The 21117-nt window shown below is 30.0% G+C and carries 22 protein-coding genes; 6 read left to right on the top strand and 16 right to left on the bottom strand.

Annotated features, from left to right (window positions below):
• Positions 1-6: 6 nt before the first annotated feature.
• Positions 7-1320, top strand: a complete 1314-nt coding sequence (locus VP91_RS04865) for a hypothetical protein (RefSeq protein ID WP_169036333.1) — start codon at positions 7-9, stop codon at positions 1318-1320.
• Between the two features lie 159 nt (positions 1321-1479).
• Positions 1480-2364: a DMT family transporter gene (locus VP91_RS04860; RefSeq protein ID WP_169036332.1), complete on the top strand. Its 885-nt coding sequence runs from the start codon at positions 1480-1482 to the stop codon at positions 2362-2364.
• A 53-nt stretch (positions 2365-2417) separates the two neighbouring features.
• On the opposite strand, the gene VP91_RS04855 is transcribed toward VP91_RS04860, so the two are convergent.
• The 10 genes from VP91_RS04855 to dctP all read right to left on the bottom strand — a co-directional run bounded on the left by VP91_RS04855 (position 2418) and on the right by dctP (position 9957).
• Entirely contained in the window at positions 2418-2585 is a 168-nt protein-coding gene (locus tag VP91_RS04855) for a hypothetical protein (RefSeq protein WP_169036331.1), read from the bottom strand.
• Between the two features lie 6 nt (positions 2586-2591).
• Positions 2592-3080, bottom strand: coding sequence for a hypothetical protein (locus tag VP91_RS04850; protein ID WP_169036330.1), 489 nt, complete (start codon positions 3078-3080; stop codon positions 2592-2594).
• Positions 3077-3370: a hypothetical protein gene (locus tag VP91_RS04845; protein ID WP_169036329.1), complete on the bottom strand. Its 294-nt coding sequence runs from the start codon at positions 3368-3370 to the stop codon at positions 3077-3079. Before VP91_RS04845 ends, VP91_RS04850 begins: the two co-directional genes overlap by 4 nt.
• Before the next feature lie 129 nt (positions 3371-3499).
• Positions 3500-3895, bottom strand: a complete 396-nt coding sequence (locus tag VP91_RS04840) for an HIT family protein (protein WP_169036328.1) — start codon at positions 3893-3895, stop codon at positions 3500-3502.
• A gap of 7 nt (positions 3896-3902) precedes the next feature.
• The gene (locus VP91_RS04835) at positions 3903-5207 is read right to left on the bottom strand and encodes a malonyl-CoA decarboxylase domain-containing protein (protein ID WP_169036327.1); all 1305 of its coding nucleotides are present in this window, start codon (positions 5205-5207) and stop codon (positions 3903-3905) included.
• Positions 5208-5240: 33 nt separating this feature from the next.
• Positions 5241-6077 (bottom strand): sulfite exporter TauE/SafE family protein, encoded by an 837-nt coding sequence (locus VP91_RS04830; RefSeq protein WP_169036326.1) that lies wholly within the window; start codon positions 6075-6077, stop codon positions 5241-5243.
• Entirely contained in the window at positions 6077-7081 is a 1005-nt protein-coding gene (gene dusA, locus VP91_RS04825) for a tRNA dihydrouridine(20/20a) synthase DusA (protein WP_282434681.1), read from the bottom strand. Before dusA ends, VP91_RS04830 begins: the two co-directional genes overlap by 1 nt.
• A complete protein-coding gene (locus VP91_RS04820; protein ID WP_169036325.1) occupies positions 7071-8402 on the bottom strand; it encodes a TRAP transporter large permease in 1332 nt (443 codons plus the stop codon). Before VP91_RS04820 ends, dusA begins: the two co-directional genes overlap by 11 nt.
• Entirely contained in the window at positions 8402-8896 is a 495-nt protein-coding gene (locus tag VP91_RS04815; protein ID WP_169036324.1) for a TRAP transporter small permease subunit, read from the bottom strand. The genes VP91_RS04820 and VP91_RS04815 overlap by 1 nt, the downstream gene beginning before the upstream one ends.
• A gap of 50 nt (positions 8897-8946) precedes the next feature.
• Positions 8947-9957: a TRAP transporter substrate-binding protein DctP gene (gene dctP / locus VP91_RS04810; RefSeq protein ID WP_169036323.1), complete on the bottom strand. Its 1011-nt coding sequence runs from the start codon at positions 9955-9957 to the stop codon at positions 8947-8949.
• Between the two features lie 87 nt (positions 9958-10044).
• On the opposite strand from dctP, the gene VP91_RS04805 reads away from it, so the two are divergent.
• Complete coding sequence (locus VP91_RS04805) at positions 10045-11190, top strand: CaiB/BaiF CoA transferase family protein (protein WP_169036322.1); 1146 nt, start codon at positions 10045-10047, stop codon at positions 11188-11190.
• On the opposite strand, the gene rpoZ is transcribed toward VP91_RS04805, so the two are convergent.
• Together rpoZ and VP91_RS04795 are read right to left on the bottom strand one after the other, a co-directional pair.
• On the bottom strand, positions 11187-11714 hold the full coding sequence (rpoZ, locus tag VP91_RS07010; protein ID WP_169036321.1) for a DNA-directed RNA polymerase subunit omega: 528 nt from the start codon (positions 11712-11714) through the stop codon (positions 11187-11189). The genes VP91_RS04805 and rpoZ overlap by 4 nt on opposite strands.
• Positions 11715-11757: 43 nt before the next feature.
• Complete coding sequence (locus tag VP91_RS04795) at positions 11758-12966, bottom strand: MFS transporter (RefSeq protein WP_169036320.1); 1209 nt, start codon at positions 12964-12966, stop codon at positions 11758-11760.
• A gap of 14 nt (positions 12967-12980) precedes the next feature.
• Here VP91_RS04795 and VP91_RS04790 point away from each other — a divergent pair, with 14 nt between their 5' ends.
• Together VP91_RS04790 and VP91_RS04785 are read left to right on the top strand one after the other, a co-directional pair.
• Positions 12981-13850 (top strand): NAD(P)-dependent oxidoreductase, encoded by an 870-nt coding sequence (locus tag VP91_RS04790; RefSeq protein WP_169036319.1) that lies wholly within the window; start codon positions 12981-12983, stop codon positions 13848-13850.
• A gap of 6 nt (positions 13851-13856) precedes the next feature.
• Complete coding sequence (locus tag VP91_RS04785) at positions 13857-14456, top strand: pyridoxamine 5'-phosphate oxidase family protein (protein ID WP_169036318.1); 600 nt, start codon at positions 13857-13859, stop codon at positions 14454-14456.
• 258 nt (positions 14457-14714) lie between these two features.
• On the opposite strand, the gene VP91_RS04780 is transcribed toward VP91_RS04785, so the two are convergent.
• From VP91_RS04780 to VP91_RS04765, 4 genes are read right to left on the bottom strand one after another with little or no spacing between them, the layout of a single operon-like run.
• Positions 14715-14936 (bottom strand): hypothetical protein, encoded by a 222-nt coding sequence (locus VP91_RS04780; protein WP_169036317.1) that lies wholly within the window; start codon positions 14934-14936, stop codon positions 14715-14717.
• Positions 14937-14976: 40 nt separating this feature from the next.
• Positions 14977-17421, bottom strand: coding sequence for a GcvT family protein (locus VP91_RS04775; RefSeq protein WP_169036316.1), 2445 nt, complete (start codon positions 17419-17421; stop codon positions 14977-14979).
• 8 nt (positions 17422-17429) lie between these two features.
• The gene (gene ald / locus VP91_RS04770; protein ID WP_169036315.1) at positions 17430-18548 is read right to left on the bottom strand and encodes an alanine dehydrogenase; all 1119 of its coding nucleotides are present in this window, start codon (positions 18546-18548) and stop codon (positions 17430-17432) included.
• A 43-nt stretch (positions 18549-18591) separates the two neighbouring features.
• Positions 18592-19938: an aspartate aminotransferase family protein gene (locus VP91_RS04765; protein ID WP_169036314.1), complete on the bottom strand. Its 1347-nt coding sequence runs from the start codon at positions 19936-19938 to the stop codon at positions 18592-18594.
• A gap of 210 nt (positions 19939-20148) precedes the next feature.
• Here VP91_RS04765 and VP91_RS04760 point away from each other — a divergent pair, with 210 nt between their 5' ends.
• Positions 20149-21090 carry an ABC transporter substrate-binding protein gene (locus tag VP91_RS04760; RefSeq protein WP_169036313.1) on the top strand — a complete coding sequence of 314 codons (942 nt, stop codon included), beginning with the start codon at positions 20149-20151 and terminating at the stop codon, positions 21088-21090.
• Positions 21091-21117 lie beyond the last annotated feature (27 nt).

Below are 21117 nucleotides of genomic sequence, written 5' to 3'. Positions count from 1 at the left end.
TACAAAATGGATAATAATAATAACTTTAAAGAACTTAAAAGTTTTAATAAGTATTTTTTAATTTATTTGGCCATATTATCTTTTTGTTCTGTCATTCATCTATATATAAAACATGACGTTGGAAATGATTCTACAATATCTGAATGGATAATTAATTACCAAGGAGGCTTAACTCGTAGAGGCTTTCTGGGTGAAATTTGCTTTCAGATTGCCAGTTACTTTAAACTTGACCTAAGATTCGTGATATTTGTTTTTCAATCCACATTTTATATTTTTGTTTTAGCTTTAAACTATTATTTTTTTAAAGCCTTAAAGCATAACGTCTTAACCGTCTTTGCAGTTTTTACTCCAATTTTTATTCTTTATCCAGTTGCTGAAATTGAAGTATTGGCAAGAAAAGAAATCTTCTTATATGCTTACTTTTTAGGTGTAATTTATTTGTGCAATCCAAAAAAAAAATACAATAATTACTTAAATCTTTACATTTTTTTTGTTACACCAATCGTATGCTTAATCTATGAGCAAGTTGTACTTTTTTTTCCATTTGTTCTGACTTGCTTAATTTTTTATAAAAATATTAAAACCTTACAATCTTTTTTAAAAAATTCTTTATTATTTGTTCCTTCATTGCTAATTATTGCTTTCTTTTTTATTTATCCTCCATCAATGGAAGATCATGAAATTATGAAGCAAAGTCTTTTAATAAATTTTAACGAAAAATGCTATATGTCTTGTGAGCTTTTGAGGCATTTCGATCTTAATAAAATAGATTTTATAATTCAATCTACTTTTAATAAATCATCTTTGTTTGAAATAACTTCATGGATATTTAGATATTTCATAATATTTTTAATTGGTTTTTTTCCATTATTTTTCTTATCAATTCACTCGAAAATAAAAATTAATAACCTTTTTTCAACTCTTGGGTTTAGTAATATTTTTATATTATTATCTTTATTATACATACCTATTTTAATACTTTTTATAGTTGGTAGTGATTGGGGAAGGTGGATTGGTATGTTGATATCATTTTCTACTTATTTATATTTTTATCTTTATAAAAATGATCACATCGAAATTGATTTTTCTAAAATGTCCAAAAGACTTCAATTTTTTAAAAATAAAAAAAAAATTGTAATTATTATTTTTATTATTTTTGCTTTTGGCTGGAATCAAAAAACATCTAGAAAAGCTGATATTGCCACAAATCCATTATGGAAAGTACCTTACAATACGAGTAAAAAAATATTTGGGTGGGATAGTTTTAGATTGTTTGAAGACTCTAAATTTTTAATTTGGCATCGCAAATATATAGAATAATATCCTGAAATCTATTAAACGTTATTAAAGCTTTAAAAATTATGCTTAAACCTAGGGATTATGTTTCATTGTATTTATTAGTTATAGTTTTAACAGTTGTTGCAGTTAATTTTATGTATCGTCTATACTTTTAATTTAAATCATTACTAATTATTAGCTATGCATAATTTTTTTTTATTTTTAATTACACTTTTTTGTTGGTCTCCAACTTGGTACGTAATTAAATTTCAGTTAGGTTACGTTGATCCTCTTGTTTCTGTATTTTATAGATTTTTAATTGCTTCAATAGTTATTTTCATTTATCTATTGATAAAAAAGAAAAGTTTAAATTTTTCTTTCAATCATCACATTTGGTTTTTATTTTTTGGAACAAGTATTTATTCCATAAATTATGTTTTCTTTTATATATCAAATACTTATTTAATTAGTGCATTTCCAGCAATTGTTTTTTCAACGGTTGTAATTATGAATATTTTAGGAGAAGGGTTTTATTTTAAAAAAAAACCTTCTTTAAAAACTTTAATTGGTGCATTCATTGGTATGATTGGAATTTTAATAATTTTCAATGATGAGATTTTTAATTTTAACTTTACTAATAGTACTCATGTTGGTTTGTTTTTAGCTTTAATCGGAACACTTAGTGCATCTACAGGAAATATGATTCATCAAAGAAATTTAAATAATAATTTCCCATTAATACAAACAATTGCTTATGCCATGCTATATGGATCCATTGTTACTTTATTAATTACACAAGTAAGAGGCAGTGAATTATTATTTGAATATAGTTTTGAATATATTGCTTCACTAGTATATCTTTCTATTCCAGGTTCGATATTTGCATTTATTTTTTACTTAAAATTACTTGAAAAAGTTGGAGCTGGTCGTGCAGGATATGTTGGTGTTGTTATGCCCGTACTTGCTTTATTAATATCTACAGTATTTGAAAATTTAGAATGGCAAATAGATTTAATTATAGGTTTTCCAATATTAATAGTTGGGGCTGTTCTTGTAATAAATCAAAAAATAAAATCTGTTAAATAAATTAATCAAAACTCTAAATAATTAAATCTTCCAAGACCATTAAAATTAGAATCTTATTTTTTATTTTTTTTATTACAACTTACATGTGCTTGTAATTCTATAGAATATTTAACATTATAACAGCTACTACAAAGTAGTTTTATTTCGGGTGCTGAACTTACTTGTGTTAAAATTTCTGTATCATCTCCACAATCTATACAACTCAATAATTTTTTTTTCATTTTGATTTAATTAGGTTTTGTCCAATAACCATAAACACAGCGTGTGCCACTTCTGGAGCAATCATATGTATCATGTAATACACCATCTTTCACAACTGTTATGTGCTTTGAACAAGATACTATTAAAGTTCCACTTGGCAACTCTTCTTTTTTTAAGTGAACTTTGCAGCCTTGACCAATAAACATTGTAGGCGTCCAATACCACCCTAATTTTTTAAGATACTTTTTTAAAACTACTCTGTGAGTTCCTGATCTTGGACTATCATTTTTTTGCTTCAAACTTCTTGCAAGTTTAGTTTTCGATGATGTTCTGAATTCTTCGTTTGCTCTATAAAGATCATCATAAATTTTTTGATAAGGAAGACCTGAAACAATTGCAATAGATCTAACCACACAATCTCCAGCCTTTCCCTTATAACCAGCAGCTGCCCTACCACCATCATTTATTCTTAATTCTAAATTACTACTTGAAAATAATTTTCTAAAAAAATTCATGATTTTCTTTTATGTTCTAATATTTCGATCATACACTGGGTTGCGTATTCACGCCATTCTTCTGCTGACTTATCTTTCAAATTGTGAAGATGTTTTAAATTGTTATTAATATTTTCCTGATGTTTTATTTTATCAGCCTCATCTAAATTTTTTTTCATATTAGCAAGATTTGTCTCCATGGCTTTTATCCAACTATTTCCTAATTCAACACATTTTTCATCGCTTTTTTCATCGCAGATTTGCTTAAAAAAGTTAAAAATAACATCATCAGATTTAATTTGGTTAGACATCCATTATTAAATAAACGATGAAATGTATAAAGTCTACATTCAATTATTAAGTGTAAAAATTTTAATAAAGAATCATTTATAAGTTAATTGTGGGTGGCGTAGGGAGACTGAAACCACCCCGACCCCATTCTAAAAAACCTTTTTTAATCTTTTTAAAATTTTTAATCTTTCATTTTTTTTGTAACTCTTAGATTTTACCACCCAAACAGACAATGGCCAGGAACTATCATTTTTAGTTCTAGCAATAATATGTAAGTGTAATTGAGGAACTATATTGCCAATTTTTTCAACATTAAGTTTTGATGTTTTAAATAATTTTTTCATTTTATTACTACAGAAAACAATTTCTTTCATAAAAAGGATTTGATCCTTTAAATTAAGTTCAGTAATATCAGTTACTTTTTTTCTATTCGGGATTAATATAATCCATGGAAATTTGCAATTATCAATTAATCTAATACTACATAATTTTAATTCAGTAATAAAATGAGAGCTATTTATAAAGTCTTTATTAACTTTATTCATTAAATAACTATAGATATTTTTTTAATTTATCTGAAAAAATAACTTTTTTGTTATTAATATAATCTTCATGATTTTTTTCTATATTTTTAAGTTCGTAAAGGTAGTTTATCATAACACCGTAAGATCGTTTAAAACCTGTTTCAGAAATATTTGCATTAATAATTATATCATCAACTATAGCTCCGTTTCCTAAGTGGAATCTGCTTACATCATTAATTGGAAGGCCTTTGTTATTTTTTTCGTTAACAATATAGTGACTAACCAATTTTGTAATAGCTTCTTTTTTTTCAATAATTCTACTATCACCTATCTTAAGGTCTTGAGATTTTAAAAATGATAAGTCTTGATCTGATAAATTTCCAAGAATATTTTTTATTTTACTATTCTCTAAATATGAGAACCAATCAACAAAACCAGGTATAGGTGATAAAGTTCCAAATTTCTTAATATTAGGTAATTCTTCTTGTATTTCATACACAACTCTTTTTATTAAAAAATTACCCAGTGTTACTCTGGACAAGCCTTCTTGACAGTTGCTAATTGAGTAAAATGTTGCTGTGTCACATTTTTCTTTATCTCCAGCAGATGGTTTCATTAATTCTTGAATTGATTTACCCAAATCTTTTGTTAAAGCTACTTGAACAAAAATTATTGGCTCATCTTCAAGGGCTGGATGGAAATAAGAAAAAAACCTTCTATCTTCTCCTAATCTTCTCTTAAGTTCATTCATATCTTTTATTTGATGAACTCTTTCATATTGAATTATTTTTTCTAATACTGCAGCTTTTGTATCCCAAGTAATTTGTTCAAGTTTTAGAAAACCTGGATTAAACCATGCCCTAAATAAATGTCTTAGATCGTCGTCTAATGGTCTTAGTTCTCTATTATCATTTAATGTTTTTAATAAATCTTCTCTTAAAGAAACTATACTTGAGGTTCCACTGGGCGCCATATTCATTCTTCTAAAGAGCTCTCTTCTCTTACCCTCTGAAATCTTAAATAGATCAGATAAATTTTTTTCATTTTGTGAATTTTTATAAACATCTATTGCTTCATTAACTTTTGTAAAGCTTGGTTTATATTTTTCATTTATCTTTTTAAAAAATGATAATTTGTTTTCTTGGGAAAGTGTTTGATATAATTCTGTTATATCTCTTGCTACTGTAATACCAAAAGCAGCACCTTTATTTGATAATAAATCATCACATAAATTAATTATTGTCTCTAAATCATTCTTTTTATATTCTTTTTTAGTAAAGAGTTTTTTTCCCGCATCAGCAATAGATGAAATAATTTCTTTTAAATTAAACATAATAAATTTTATCTTTTTTTTATTAAATAAATATTAAGTTATACTTAAATATTCAATAAAAGATCTGATTGAAACCATGAGTAAAAATGCCCCAAAAATCTTACTTAGTAGCTTTTTATCTATTTTATAAACTGCTTTTGCTCCTAATCTTGCCATGACCATTGTCACTGGCACAAAAACTATGAAGCCTAATAAATTTATATATCCAATGCTGTAGGGAGTATTAACATTGTCAATTATTTTTCCCCCAGTAATCATTGTTATAGTTCCACTTACAGCAATTAAAAACCCAACAGCAGCTGCTGTCCCTATTGATTTTCTTATGTCATAACCAAAGGTTCTCATAAATGGTACCATTAAAGAACCTCCACCTATACCTAGTGGCACAGATATAAATCCTATGAGAGTTCCAGAAATATTTTTAATAAAATTTGAAATTTTTTTTGGGTTTTCAACAAGTTTTTCTCTAAGAAAAATGAAGAATAAACCTACCATAAATGCAAATATAGAAAAAAATAAAACTAATGCAGGTGTTTTTAAATTCACAGCTAAGAAGGTACCGGCAATTACGCCTAACAATATAAATATACCAAATGATTTAACCATTTTAAAATCTACAGCATCATATTCCATATGAGTTTTGGTAGAAATTATTGATGTTGGAATAATTATAGCTAAAGAAGTTCCAACTGATAAGTGCATTCTAGTAACTAATTCAAAATCTAATACTGTAAAAGCATAATACAAAGCTGGTACCATTATAATTCCACCTCCAACACCAAGTAAACCAGCCATAAATCCTGCAACTGCTGCCGAAATACCTAATACCACCAGTAGATTAAATAAATCGGCAAAATTTAAATTTTCCATTATGAATTTATTTGATTGGCTTTCTCATTATTTTGAACAATTGTCATTATATGTTTGGATTTTTGAAAATCTGAGTCTCTTGCCATCATGTTATCACTTAAATATCTTTTCCAATCTTTGGAACCAATTTGACCATGGTACAGCCCAACTGTATGTCTCATAATATGGTTTACCTTTGTTCCAAGTTTAACTTCCTTTTCTAAGTACTCTAGGAGTTTTTCGGCCACTTCTTCTCTTGATGGTTGCTCTTTTGTATCAAAAATTTCTTTTTCAATCTCAACTAAAGAATAAGGATTTTGATATATGGATCGACCAATCATAACTCCATCGCATAAAGTTAAGTGATTTTTAATCTCTTCAACTTTTGATATACCTCCGTTAATAATGATTTCTAAATCTGGATTTTCTTCTTTAATTTTATAGACCATTCCATAGTTTAGCTTTGGAATATTCAAATTTTGCTTAGGTGACATTCCTGTTAAAATAGCTTTTCGAGCATGCAATATAAAAGTGCTACAACCAACCCCTTTCATCTTTATTATAAAATTATTTAAGTAATCAAATTCTTCTGTATCATCAAAGCCAATTCTAGTTTTTGCAGTGACTGGAATTTTACAAGCATTAACCATGGAATTAATACACTCTGCAACTAAATCTGGCTCTCTCATCAAACAAGCGCCAAACATATTTTTTTGAACTTTTTTACTGGGGCAACCTAAATTAATATTAATTTCATCATAACCCATGTCTTCTGCAATTTTTGCAACTTCAGCTAATTCTGCTTTATCAGATCCTCCCACTTGTAATGCTAAAGGTTTTTCTTCAGGACTATAAGATAGAATTTTTTTTCGGTCTCCATGAATTGCAGATTTTGTTGCAACCATTTCTGAGTACAGCATAGCATTCTTGCTCATCAACCTTAAAAAGTAACGATCATGACGATCAGTACAATCCATCATTGGTGCTACTGAAATTTTCCTATTAATGTTTTTTTTAATATCCAAGAGGTTTACCCATTAGTTTATCAGGTAACCACGTTACTATCTCAGGGAAGATGCATAATATTATAATAGATAAAACCATCATCATCATAAATGGAAATGATCCCCTTAAGATTGTAGATAGACTAACATCTGGTGTAATACCTTTAATAATATAAAGATTTAATCCAACAGGTGGTGTTATTAAGCCTATTTCCATATTTATTGTAAATACTATTGCAAACCAATATGGGTCAAAACCTAATGTAGTAATGACAGGTAACAATATAGCTGAAGTCATTACAATAACTGCAACTGGTGGTAAAAAGAATCCAGCTACAAGCAAAAACACATTTACCATCAAAAAAATCATCCATTTATTACTACTTAACTCAATCATACTTTGTGCAAGCGATTGGGTTACGTAAAGTTGTGACAATGTAAATGCAAAAAGATAAGAAGCAGCAATAATAAACATTATCATTACACTTTCTTTCATTGAAACTTTAACAATATTCCAAATTTTTTTTGGATGATAAATTTTATAAACTACAGCAATCATAACGAAAACTAAAAATGCACCTACACCTGAGGCTTCTGATGGGGTTGCCACACCACCGTACAATACATATAAAACTCCAACAATAATTGCTAGGAATGGAAAAATTCTTGGAAGAACTTCAAATTTTTCTCTCAATGTTGGTGGTTTTCTGTTTCTTAATAATTTAGCTGCATTTTTATCAATGAAGTAACTATGTATTAATGCCCAAACAGCAAAAAGACTTGCCAACATAAAACCAGGAACAATGCCTGCTAAAAATAATCTTCCAATAGAAGTTCCTGTTGCCATTCCGTAGACAATTAAAACTATACTTGGTGGAATTAAAACCCCAAGCGTTCCTCCGGCTGCGATTGTACCAGTAGCAATTTGATCTGAGTATCCTCTTTTTCTCATTTCAGGAATTCCCATAGTTCCAATAGCAGCACACGTTGCAGGACTTGATCCACTTAAAGCTGCAAAAATTGAACATGCTCCAATATTTGAAATAACTAAACCACCTGGAACTCTCCATAGCCATCTATCCAGTCCAGTGTATAAATCCTTACCTGCAGGAGAGTTAGCCACAGCCATGCCCATAAGAATAAACATTGGAATCGACAATAAAACAAATGAATTTAATCCTGCATAAAAAGTTTCAGCAAAAACATCTAGCATTTGAAATCCTTCAAAAGCAATCAATAAGGCAATTGAAACAAAACTTAAACCAAAAGCTATTGGAATTCCTGAAAATAAAACTATTAAAGTAAAAACAGCAACTACTACAGCTATAATTAGAGGATCCATTATTTAAAATCTCCTTCATCAATTAGTTTAATTATTTCAGCAATATATTGAAGTATCATCAATAATGAACCTATTAACATTGAAGAATAAGGAATCCATAATGGAGGGTCCCAAACGGTTCCAGTAGTATAATTTTTAACAAAAGCTTCTTCGACCATTAAAAAGCCAAAGTAAAATAAAATTAGAAAAAAACCCAAGCTTATAAATGATGTAAAAATTTTAAGTTTAATAATGTTTTTTTTTGATAAAAAGTCATAAATCCACTCCATACTTACGTGTGCTTTTTCACTCAAAACGTAGGCACTACCAATAAAAGTAGATGCAACAAGAAGCATAGTTACAAGCTCTGTTTGCCATGTAATAGCTCGTTGAAAAAAATATCTTTCAAAGACAAGTTCAACAATTACTAAAATAGATAAAATTAATGCTCCTACTGCAAAAGCACCACAGGCTTGAGAGACATAATGGCAAAAATTAAGATATTTATTCTTCATAAAAAAAACCCCTAGATATTTTCATAAATAGGGGTTCTTTATATATTATTTTATTTAACTGCTAAAGCCATTTCCATAAGCTTAGCACCACCAGGTACTTGCTCTGCAAATGCTTTATGAGAAGTTTTCTTTGCAATCTCAATCCATGCTGCATGGTCTTTTTCTGACATATATACTAATTCAACACCAGCATCTCTATAAGCGTCTTCAAATTTCTTATCTAGATTAGCTACTTGTGCTGTCATATATTTTTCAGCTACTTTACCTGCTTTCATAAGAGCTTTTTGTTGCTTTTTACTTAAAGCATCAAAAGATTTCTTAGACATAAGAATTGGTTCATACATAAACCATAGACCAAATTTTCCTGGAGGTGTTGCACATTTAACTTGTTCGTAAATTTTGTAACTAACAAAACTTCCTGAACTAGTATTTGCACCTGTCAATACACCTGTTTGTAGACCAGTATAGATTTCTGAAGATGGCATACTTTGAATACCAGCTCCTGCACCTTCAAGCATTTGGTTAAACGCTTTTCCAGCTGCTCTCATTACTTGTCCCTTAACATCTGATGGGTTTCTAATACATTTAGTTTTTGAAGCAAAACCACCACCTAACCAAGCATCAGATAGAACAACCACACCTGCTCCAGTAATAATTTTTTTGATCTCAGTCATCATTGGAGATTTGTTAAATCTTAAGGCATGGTCATGATTTTTAACTGTTCCTGGCATTAAAGTAGCACTAAATTCTGGATGAAATTTTGATGCATATCCTAATGGGAAAGCAGATATATCCAATTGACCAGTGGTCATTGGTTTCCATTGCTCTTTGGGTTTGTATAAAGATTTTGCTGGGTAAATTCTAATATCAATATCGACATTAGCTTTTTTAACCTCATCAGCAATAATTTGAACCATCTCATGACGTGGGTCAAAAGATCCATCAGCTCTTGGCGTTCCTGGCCATTGGTGACTTGCTTTTAACGTTACCGCATAAGCAGAACCAACAGTTGATAAAACCAAAACTAATGCTGTGAAATATAAAGATATTTTTTTAAACATTATTGTTCTCTCCTCTATTGTTATTTAAGTGATGCATTAAATTGAAGATCTTGATAAGAGTCAATACTACAAAATTACAGTAAAAATATGGATGGACCTTTAAAAAACCTGTTAGTTCTTGACTTAACTAGAGTTTTAGTTGGTCCGTATTGCACAATGATGCTCTCAGATTTAGGAGCACGTGTAATAAAAGTAGAAGCACCTGATGTTGGAGATGACTCTAGAAAATTTGGTCCTTTTATTGAAGATTATTCAGCTTATTTTATGTCACTTAATAGAGGCAAAGAAAGTATTGCTCTGAATTTAAAAAATGAAGATGATAAAAAAGTATTTGATAAAATTTTAGCTAAAGCAGATATTTTAGTTGAAAATTTTAAACCAGGAACTTTAGAGAAATGGGGTTATGGATGGAAAGATGTTTGTAAAAAATATCCAAAATTAATTTATGCATCAGCTTCTGGTTTTGGACAAACAGGTCCTTTAAAAGAATTACCTGCTTATGATATGGTTGTACAAGGTATGGGAGGGTTAATGAGTGTTACCGGTCAACCAAACTCAGAACCTACAAGAGTTGGTACATCTATCGGAGATATTACTGCAGGATTATTTACTACAGTTGGAATTAATGCAGCACTTTATGATAGAGAAAAAACTGGCAAAGGAACTTTTATTGATGTTTCAATGCTAGACTGTCAAATTGCAATTTTAGAAAATGCTATCGCAAGATATCTTGCTAAAAATGAAATACCAAAACCCATGGGATCTCGTCACCCATCTATTGCTCCTTTTGAAGCATTTAAGACAAAAGATAGTCACATCATAATTGCAGCTGGTAATGAAAAACTTTTTGAAAAATTATGTAATGTTTTAAATATTCCTGAAATATCTAAGGATCCAAAATACAATACGAACTCATTACGATCAGAAAATATTGATGATCTCAAAAAAATCTTAGAAGACAAACTATTGATTAAAAATACTAATGACTGGGTAAATGAAATGGAAAAAGAAAAAATTCCATGTGGTCCAATTTTTAATATAAAAGAAGCTGTTGAAAACCCTCAAGTTGAAGCAAGAAACATGATTGTTAAAGCACATCACAAGGTTATTGGTGATTTTAAATTGGCAGGTAATCCAATTAAAATGTCTAATTATAAAGATGAAACAACACGTGGTGACATTCCTGATTTAGACGAACACAGAGAAAAAATCATAAAGGAATTTAATAATTAACTATTAGAGTCAGTTTCTTCTGATTTATCTTCAGTAGTTTCTGTTTCGGCGATTTCATCTAAAGAAACCTCTACCTCTTCATTATTAATATCTGTTTCTAAGCCAGCTTCAATTTCAGGTTCTGCTTTTGCATTTAATTCCTCTAAATCTTCTGGGGCTACTTGAATTTTTTCTGGAATCTTTCTAGCTCTTTTTGACGGCAGAATGGGCGTTCCACTTTTAGAGATTTCACCTTTATACATATTTTCAAAATCATCACCTACTACTTCATCATCATCTGAACCATCATCAACTTGCTCAACATGCTTTCTAAGTTTTAAAATTGCACTTTCAGTTAGGTCAGTTACTTTTATTTTTTCTGAAGCAATTTCTCTTAATGATATAACTGTATTTTTATCGTTATCTCTATCAAGTGTTGGCTCTAATCCCGAATTTAGTTGAACAGCTCTCTCTTTTGCTACCATTACTAACTCGTAAGGACTATCTACTTTATCTATACAATCTTCAACTGTTACTCTTGCCATGCGCAGTATCTATACAGTGGTTAAAAAAAAATCAAGGTTAATTTTATAAATATTGAGGGTTTAGCTTATTTTTTATTAAGAATAACAGTGATATTGCAATTAATATGTAAGAACCTGAAACTAGAGCAATTTGTTCAACAGAAAAGCTTTTATCTATAAGAAATCCAAATAAAGCTGTTCCAAAAGCAGTTGAAAACACCATAAGCGCAGTTGTTAAAGCTTTAATTGAACCAATATATTTAACTCCATAAATTTCTGCCCAGGTAGAAGATCCTAGAATATTAGCAAGACCATTTGAAATTCCAATTAAACCTAAAAATGCAAAAGAAGAAATAGGTGAATTAAAATAGTGAAGTACAAAAGTTGAAAGTAGTAAAGGAATATTCATATAAATTAATAATCTTCGGCTACTAAATTTATCAATCAAAAAACCAGATAAAAATAAAGTTAATACAGATAAAACTGAATACACCATAAAGGACTGTGCAATTACATATGGGCCCCAATTTTTTGATGACACTATAAAAGATTGATAGACAAACGTACCTGTTGCAATCCAGGGCATTGCTAGCATGCTTAAACATATAATATAAAAACGATAATCTTTTAAAACTTCAACTCTCGTCCATTGTTTTATATCTTTGGTTTTAATATTTAAAACACTAGACTTTTCTCTTGAATCTAATTTAACATTTTTAACTAATGTAATGATGACTATTGGTAAAATGATAATAACTGAAATCGAAATTGCTATCCAAATATTTCTCCAATCAATAAAGGTTAATAAAAAGATAATTAATAATGGCAAAATAAATTCAGCTAACGATAAACCAAGCCAAGTTGTACTTAGTGCTCTTCCCCTACTTTTTTCAAAAAACCTTGCAATAGTTGTGGTTGCTGTATGAGACATTAAACCCTGCCCTGATAGTCTCATTAGAAATATTGATATAAATAAAAAAACTATCGATGAAATTTTAGAAAATAAAAAACAAGAAATAGATAATAGAATAATTACATATGATGAAAATTTTAAAATATTAAAGTCATCAATTTTTTTACCAACCCAAACAAGTATAAAACTACTTAATAAAGTTGCAGACGCATATATTGATCCAAATTGACCATGCGTGATAGAAAGTGCGTCCCTTATGCTTGAATTGAACAGTCCTAAAAAAAAACTCTGTCCAAAACTTGAAAAAAATGTAAATATGAAACCAAATAAAATTACTTTAAAATTCAAACTTTTAAACATAGGAAATAAAATTTATGTCTTGTAATGTTGCTTTCATTGGTCTTGGTGTCATGGGTTATCCAATGGCTGGTTATATATCAAAAGCTGGTCACAATGTAACTGTTTATAATAGAACTTCTTCAAAAGCAGATAAGTGGGTCAAAGAATTCAAAGGATCTAAAGCCAATACTCCTGCTGAAGCAGCTGATGGTGCAGAATATATATTCACATGCGTTGGAAATGATAACGATCTTCGTGAGGTAACTTTTGGTGACAATGGTATTTTTAAAACAATTAAAAAAGGTGCTATCTATGTTGATAACACTACAGCTTCCGCAACAATCGCAAGAGAGATTTATGAATTTGCAAAAAAAAATGGATTTGGATCATTAGATGCACCAGTATCAGGTGGTCAAGCTGGTGCAGAAAATGGTGCACTAACTGTTATGATTGGTGGTGATCAAGCTGATTTTGATAAAGTTAAAGATAAAATTGATTGTTACAGCAAAAAAATGAAATTATTAGGTGGCGCAGGTAATGGTCAATTAGCAAAAATGGTTAACCAAATTTGTATTGCAGGTCTTGTTCAAGGTTTATCTGAAGCAATTAATTTTGGGAAAAAAGCTGGTTTAAATATGGAAGATGTAATTGAAGTTATATCTAAAGGTGCTGCTCAATCTTGGCAAATGGAAAATAGGTACAAAACTATGATTGATGATAAGTTTGAATTTGGTTTTGCAGTTGATTGGATGAGAAAAGATTTAAAAATTGCAATGGATGAAGCTAAAAATAATGGTTCTCTTTTACCAGTAACTGAAGTTATTGATAAATATTATGGTGAAGTTCAAGAGATGGGTGGAAACCGTTGGGACACTTCTAGTTTGATTAAAAGACTTAGTAAATAATCTATAATGCAACCAGCATACTACGAAGATTTTGAGGAGATCAAAAATAAAATTTGGTCAATGTTCGATAATGCTATCAAGGATAGAAACTCTCAATTTAGAATTCCTGTGTTTATCTGTGGAGATCAGAAAGACTTTGATGGAAGAATTGTAGTTCTTAGAAAGTCAGATCGAGAAAATGAACTTCTTCAATACCATAGTGATATCAGATCACATAAAATTGCTAAATTAAAAGCAAATAAAAATGCATCAATGTTATTTTACGATAAAGATGACAAGATCCAAGTTAGACTTAAAGTTGAGTGCATTGTTAATCATAAAAATGATATTACAAAACACTCTTGGTTAAAAACAGGTCATATGAGTAGAAAATGTTATCTAGTTGATAATGGACCAGGTACAGAATCCAATAACCCAACATCAGGATTAAAACCTGAGTTAGATAATTTTGAATTTACTATGGATGATAGTGAGATAGGATATAAAAATTTTACTGTTATTCAGTGTAAAGTAAAAAGTATTGAGTGGCTTTATCTTGCTGCTAAAGGTCATAGAAGAGCAAGATTTAATTTAGAAACAAATAAAAATACTTGGTTAGTTCCATAAAATAACATTTTAGATTTTATAATAAAGTATATTGGATTTTTTCAGTATTTTGTACTACTGCAGTTTTTTTACCTCAAGCAATTAGGTTTATAAATCAAAAAATACAAAAGATATTTCACTTAGCATGTTTTTAATTTTTTACTATTGGAGCTTTATCTAGGTTGATTTTTGGATTAATAATGCGTGATTTACCAGTAATATTAGCAAATGTTATTAGTTTGATACTTAGTTCAATAATACCTTTTTATAAAATTGGGTTTAAATAATTGAAATTGCAACAATAATTGTTGTGATAAAACAGACCATTCCAACTAAAATTAAGTTTTCTTTTTTTTTATTTTTTTTTTCTAATTTTACTCGATTTAGTAATTTATTAATATCAACAATTTTTTTTGGGCTTATTATGCTAGTATGAGGTGATACTTTTTTTTCTATTGTTTCTTTTGTTAATTTTCCATTATGAAAATAGCTTTTATACATAATACAATATAATCATAATAATTTTTCTGGGCAACTATAATTATAAAAGTCTAGTCTGCTTATCTTTTAAAGGAACAGCTTCTACCATAACTGGGTATTTTATTTTGGCCACCTCAACATATAGATCCATTTTTCCTAATTCTTCATTTGAATATTCTGACTTAACATATCCAAAAGAAAGATTTTTTTTATAATTAAAAGAATAATTTCCAGAAGTTGTTCTACCTATAATTTTATCTTTTAGATAAATAGGCTCTTCATGAAGCAATAGTGGAGCACCTGGTTTACTGTTTACTATTGATAACATAATAAATCTTCTTGTATGTATTTTTTCTTTAAGTTTTAATAGGCTCTCTTTTCCAATAAAATTTATTTCTTTTTTGAAACTAATTGCAAAATTTAATCCTGCTTCATATTGATTTTCTTCTGGTGAAATATCATGACCCCAGTGTAAGAAACCACTTTCCATTCTCATTGTATCCATTGCATGAGATCCACAGTGTGATAAATTATGATTTTTACCCTCCTTAACAATTAATTGATAAACTTCTTTTGCATCTTTATTATCTATATAGATTTCAAAACCTAATTCCCCTACATAAGATAATCTTTGCACCCAAACTTTTTTTGAGTCAATATTTACAAATTTACCATCACCGAACTTAAATTTTTCATTTTTAAAATCATCTTTTGAAATTTTTGAAATTAAATCTCTGCTTTTAGGTCCAAAAATTCCTAAACAAACAAGTTCATCAGTAATGTCCTCAAAATTTAAAGTTGGGGATAGATGTTTTAAAATATGAGCTTTGTCATGTGTTCTTGTTGCAGCTGAACTTATTATTCTAAAATGATCTTTTTTAATACAAATAACTGTTAAGTCCGTTTCAATACCTCCGGCTACATTTAGCATTTGAGTATAAGTTGATCTACCTATTTCATTTTTAATGTTTGCTGTACATAATCTTTGTAATTCAATATGCGCTAACTCTCCTTTTATTTCATATTTTGAAAATGGAGATAATTCATATAAACCAACATTGGTAATAGTATTATTGGTTTCATATTCAACTGATGGATACCAATTTTGATAATCAAAACTATATTCATATTTAGCTTTTTCATTATTTCTTGCATACCACATAGGTCTTTCATATTCACCCGATACACCAAAGCATGCTCCTTCCTTTTTTAATTCATCGTGATAGGGTAATATTCTTTGATTTCTTGAGGTGTGATGCTGTTTATAAGGCCAATGCATTCCATACAAATCTCCTAGCGTTTCTGTTACTCTCTCCATGATAAATTTTTTTGATGAATGAAATTTTTGAAATCTTTTTATATCAAGCGAATATAAATCTTCATTCATATATCCATTTATCATCCACTCAGCCGTAACACGCCCTGCACCACCAGAACTTGCAATTCCAATGCTATTAAAACCACAACAAGTGAATAAATTTTTTACTTCAGCGGTCTCTCCTAAAAGATATTGAGTATCTGGTGTAAATGACTCAGGGCCTGAAAAAAATTTTCTAATTCCTGCGGTTTCTAACATTGGCAATCTTTTAAAGGACTTTTCTAGATAAGGTTCAAAATGATCAAAGTCGTCTGGAAACTCACCAAAAGAAAAATCATTTGGTACTTTGCCTTTTTCCTTAAAAGCATTTTTGGCATTAGGTTCAAATATCCCAACAAGCATTTTGCCAGCATCTTCTTTTAAATAAAGACAATTATTATAATCCCTTAAAACAGGAAGGTTTTTTGGTAAATCTTTCATTGGTTCAGTTATGATATAAAAATGTTCATTGGGATATAATGGAATACTTACACCAATATCTTCACCAATTTGTCTTGACCACATTCCAGTTGCAAGAACTACATATTCACAATCAATTTTACCAAACTGTGTTTGAACTCCAGCAATTTTACCATCTTTTATTAAAATTTTTTCAACTGGTGTTTTTTCAATTATTTTTACACCTTCCATTTTTGCAGCTTTTGCTAAAACATTGGTTACTCCTACGGGATCTGCTTGACCATCTTCTGGCATGTAAACACCACCATAAATATCCTCATCATGAATTACAGGGTACAAATCTTTGACTTTTTTTTTATCTAAAACTTCAACATTTACGTCGAATAACTGTGCAGCAGTTGCTTGTCTTAATAATTCTTGTAATCTTTCTTTTGTGCTTGCAATTGTGATTGCACCGTTTTGCTTTAATCCAGTTGAAAGTTCAGTTTTTTTTTCTAAATCTTTATATAAATTTAAAGAGTATTTTCTAAGTTTTGTAATAGAAGCTGTAGCTCCTAATTGACCAACTAGACCAGCAGCATGCCAAGTAGTACCCGAGGTTAACTGGTCTCTTTCTAAAAGAATTGTATCTTTCCAGCCAAATTTTGCTAAATGATAAGCAACTGAGCAACCTGCAACACCACCTCCAATCACAACAACTTTTGCGTTGGTTGGAAGTTTTCTATCCATAAATAATTTTAACTTGTTATTGCTTTCTCTGGTGCAATAAATTCATGTCCAAATATATCTGCAACTGCCTTATAAGTTACCATGCTCTTGTGAACATTTAATCCAGCTAGAAAATTTTTATCTTCTCTTAATGCTTTTTCATAACCTTTATTTGCAAGTTTAACTAAGTAAGGTAGTGTAGCATTATTTAATGCAATTGTTGAAGTTCTTGGAACTCCACCTGGCATATTTGCTACACAGTAATGAACTACACCATCAATAATATATGTCGGATCGCCATGAGTTGTGGGTCTACTTGTTTCAACACAACCACCTTGATCAATTGCAACATCGACAATTACAGATCCTCTTTTCATTAATTTTAACATTGGTTTAGTAACAAGTTTTGGAGCTTCAGCACCAGGAATTAAAACACCTCCAACTAAAAGATCAGCTTGTGCTACTAATTTATTTAAATCAATTTTATTACTTTGTTCAGGAATTATTTTGTCACCAAATATTTCAACTAATTGTTTTAGCCTTGCTTCAGATTTATCAACAATATGAACTTTAGCTCTCATACCTGTTGCAATCACTGCAGCATTTTCACCAACTACGCCACCACCTAAAATAACAACTGTTCCACCTTCAACACCTGGTGCCCCACCTAGTAAAAGTCCTCTACCATTTTGATTTTTTTCTAAACAATGTGCTCCTGCTTGAACTGACATACGTCCAGCAACTGCACTCATTGGTGCAAGAAGTGGTAATCTACCATTATCATCTGTTACTGTTTCGTAAGCTATGCAAACACCTTTAGACTTAATTAAACCCTCAGTTAATTCTTTTGCTGCAGCTAAGTGTAAATATGTATAGACGACCTGGTTTTCTCTAATCATCTTAACTTCAGCTGATTGGGGCTCTTTAACTTTAACTATTATGTCAGCGTCGTTAAAAATATCCTCAGCTTTATCAACTATTTTTGCACCAATGCTGGTGTACTGTTCATTGTCAAAACCAGCTTCAAAACCACCATTGTTTTCAACTAAAACCTCGTGTCCTTCTGATATTAAAGTTTTAACACTTTCGGGGGTTAAGCCAATACGATGTTCTTGTGGTTTGATTTCTTTAGGAACGCCTATTTTCATAACTTATTTTCTTTTTTACAAACACTTTAATTTAATAAAGATTTTAGTTTTTTTGATTTTTTTGGTAGTTCGTAATACCAGTTCTTAACTTTTCAATAATTTCATCTATATGTTTTTCTTCACAGATAAACTGAGGAGCTATAATTAAACAATCCCCTGTAGCTTTAAAGTTAACTCCAGCTTCATAACAAGCTTTAAAACACTCATACCCAGCTTTACCTGGTTTAGTATTTAATTTCATATCTATACCACCCATCATTCCGTATCCTCTAATATTATCCACTGACTCCAAATCCTGAAGAGAAAATAATCCTTTTTGAAAGTATGGTGCTAAGTTTTTGGCTCTATTAAAAATATCATCTTTTTCAAAAATATCTTGTACAGCTAATGCTGCAGCTACTGCAACTGGAATTCCCGAATAAGTGTAACCATGAAATAATTCAACAGCACCTTTTGGTGAAGCATCCATTACAGCGTCATAAATAAAATCATTACAAGCAACCACACCCATTGGAACAACTCCATTAGTTGTAGCTTTTGCCATTGTCATAATATCAGGAGTTACTCCAAATTCTTGTGCTGCAAATTTAGATCCTGTTCTACCCCAACCTGTAATAACTTCATCAAAAATTAAAAGTATTCCATGTTTATCACAAATTTCTCTTAACTTTTGTAAATATCCTTTTGGCGGAACGAGTGTTCCTGTTGATCCTGCAATTGGTTCAACAATACATGCAGCAATATTTTCTCCACCGAAGTTTGCACAAATTGTTTCTAAATCATTTGCCAAGTAATCTCCTGTTTCTGGTTGACCACTAACAAACTTATGCTCTGGTAAATGTGTATGACTTATGTGTTGAACTCCTGGCATTAAAACACTTGCAAATGTTTTTATATTATTTACCATTCCTCCAACTGAAATACATCCAATATTCATTCCATGATAACCACGTTCACGTCCTACAAATCTAAATCTCTCCGCATGACCTTTTGCTCTGTGGTAAGCGATAGCAATCTTAAGAGCTGTTTCTACTGCTGTTGATCCACAAATAGTATAAAACATTTTGTTTAAATCACCTGGAGTATGTTTTGAAATTTTTGTTGCAAGTTCAAATGAACCACCAAAACCTTGTTGAAAAGGTTGAGCATAGTCTAATGTTTCTAATTGTTTTGTTACAGCTTCAGTAATTTCTTTTCTACCGTGGCCTAATGGATTACAAAATAATCCTGAGCTTGCATCAATTTGTGTTTTTCCATGATGAGTTTTTAAATAAACTCCTTTAGCTTCAGTAATCAATCTAGGGTTAGCTTTAAAATCTTTGTTAGATGTAAATGGCATCCAATGTTCATTTAAGGAATTTGGTACTGAAGTTCTATTTTCTGAGCTCATAATAATTTATTTAAGTTAATAATTTAAAATTTTTAGACTAAATTTAATTGTTTGCTAGAACTATTTTGTCCTTAGAATCTATCTAAAACAACAATATGAAATGATTTAAATACTAACACAACCTTTGATTGTATTGTTTATTTTGTTTTACATCTACTTCAAATTGAATTTAAATATCGATAATTTAATTAAATTAACAGAGGAATAAAAATGAAAAAAATAATTAGTTTTATTCTAGGAACTCTTGTAGCTCTAAATTTATCTATATCAGTCGCAAACGCTGCTGCTAAAGAAGTTAGAATTGCTTACTTTCTAGAGTGGCCAAGTCCTAATTTAGAAGACATGCAGAAAAAAGCTTTTTCAAAAGCTTTAGGTGTGCCAGTTAAATGGACAAACTTTACAAATGGTGGAGCTATGACTGATGCTATGTTAGCAGGAGATATTGATATTTCTTACTCACAAGGATTAGTACCCTTTATCAATGCTGTAAAATCAAAAGCACCTATCAAACTTGTTGATATTGCTATGGAATACGGAATGGGAGGAACAACATGTGTTACTTCTAAAGCTTCTGGAATTACAAAAGCAAACGCTACTGAATTAGAAGGTAAAAAAGTTGCTGTACCACTTGGAACAATGGCTGAGTATGTTTTTGATGAAAGTATGAAACTTGTTGGAGCTGACAGAGGCAAAATGGATATTATTCAAATGGATCCTGAAGAAGGAGCTGCTGCTTTAGTAAGTGGTGATGTTGTAATGGCATGTTTATTTGGTGGTAACTCTATTAAAGCTGCAACTGCTGTAGGATCAAGATTACTTACTGTAGATGAAGCTAGAGCTGCAGGTATCTTAGGAATAGATATCACTTCAGTAACTACAAAGTTCATGAAGGAAAATCCAGGAATGCTTAGAACTTTTATAGAAGTAACTCATGAAGCTAATGCTAGATACAAAGCTGGTAAAGCAGATATGAATGTTATGGCTAAAGCTTCTGAAATGAAAGTTGGAGATATGAAGGACACTTTAAGTGGCTTTAAATTTTTAACTCCTGCAGAAACTGAAAAATCTATGAAAAGTGGAAACCTTGATGCGTTCTTAAAAGGAATGGGAACACCAAGAGGAAACGTAGATACTAGTTTCTTACCTCTATAATTTTTATAGAATAAAAAAAATTTAATA

Origin of the sequence: Candidatus Pelagibacter communis, assembly GCF_012932795.1 — a bacterium.
Taxonomy (GTDB): Bacteria; Pseudomonadota; Alphaproteobacteria; order Pelagibacterales; family Pelagibacteraceae; genus Pelagibacter; species Pelagibacter ubique_S.
The sequence above is the reverse complement of the archived record's forward strand: the minus strand, read 5'-3'. Positions and strand labels throughout refer to the sequence as shown.

Coding starts and splice junctions, on each gene's coding strand:
- VP91_RS04775 (WP_169036316.1), bottom strand. CDS start 17,421: ATGGATAGAAAACTTCCAACCAACGCAAAAGTTGTTGTGATTGGAGGT.
- VP91_RS04840 (WP_169036328.1), bottom strand. CDS start 3,895: ATGAATAAAGTTAATAAAGACTTTATAAATAGCTCTCATTTTATTACT.
- VP91_RS04780 (WP_169036317.1), bottom strand. CDS start 14,936: ATGTATAAAAGCTATTTTCATAATGGAAAATTAACAAAAGAAACAATA.
- VP91_RS04760 (WP_169036313.1), top strand. CDS start 20,149: ATGAAAAAAATAATTAGTTTTATTCTAGGAACTCTTGTAGCTCTAAAT.
- VP91_RS04765 (WP_169036314.1), bottom strand. CDS start 19,938: ATGAGCTCAGAAAATAGAACTTCAGTACCAAATTCCTTAAATGAACAT.
- VP91_RS04835 (WP_169036327.1), bottom strand. CDS start 5,207: ATGTTTAATTTAAAAGAAATTATTTCATCTATTGCTGATGCGGGAAAA.
- rpoZ (WP_169036321.1), bottom strand. CDS start 11,714: ATGGCAAGAGTAACAGTTGAAGATTGTATAGATAAAGTAGATAGTCCT.
- VP91_RS04785 (WP_169036318.1), top strand. CDS start 13,857: ATGCAACCAGCATACTACGAAGATTTTGAGGAGATCAAAAATAAAATT.
- VP91_RS04855 (WP_169036331.1), bottom strand. CDS start 2,585: ATGAAAAAAAAATTATTGAGTTGTATAGATTGTGGAGATGATACAGAA.
- VP91_RS04830 (WP_169036326.1), bottom strand. CDS start 6,077: ATGGAAAATTTAAATTTTGCCGATTTATTTAATCTACTGGTGGTATTA.
- VP91_RS04820 (WP_169036325.1), bottom strand. CDS start 8,402: ATGGATCCTCTAATTATAGCTGTAGTAGTTGCTGTTTTTACTTTAATA.
- VP91_RS04805 (WP_169036322.1), top strand. CDS start 10,045: ATGGATGGACCTTTAAAAAACCTGTTAGTTCTTGACTTAACTAGAGTT.
- VP91_RS04850 (WP_169036330.1), bottom strand. CDS start 3,080: ATGAATTTTTTTAGAAAATTATTTTCAAGTAGTAATTTAGAATTAAGA.
- dctP (WP_169036323.1), bottom strand. CDS start 9,957: ATGTTTAAAAAAATATCTTTATATTTCACAGCATTAGTTTTGGTTTTA.
- VP91_RS04795 (WP_169036320.1), bottom strand. CDS start 12,966: ATGTTTAAAAGTTTGAATTTTAAAGTAATTTTATTTGGTTTCATATTT.
- VP91_RS04865 (WP_169036333.1), top strand. CDS start 7: ATGGATAATAATAATAACTTTAAAGAACTTAAAAGTTTTAATAAGTAT.
- VP91_RS04790 (WP_169036319.1), top strand. CDS start 12,981: ATGTCTTGTAATGTTGCTTTCATTGGTCTTGGTGTCATGGGTTATCCA.
- VP91_RS04860 (WP_169036332.1), top strand. CDS start 1,480: ATGCATAATTTTTTTTTATTTTTAATTACACTTTTTTGTTGGTCTCCA.
- VP91_RS04815 (WP_169036324.1), bottom strand. CDS start 8,896: ATGAAGAATAAATATCTTAATTTTTGCCATTATGTCTCTCAAGCCTGT.
- VP91_RS04845 (WP_169036329.1), bottom strand. CDS start 3,370: ATGTCTAACCAAATTAAATCTGATGATGTTATTTTTAACTTTTTTAAG.
- ald (WP_169036315.1), bottom strand. CDS start 18,548: ATGAAAATAGGCGTTCCTAAAGAAATCAAACCACAAGAACATCGTATT.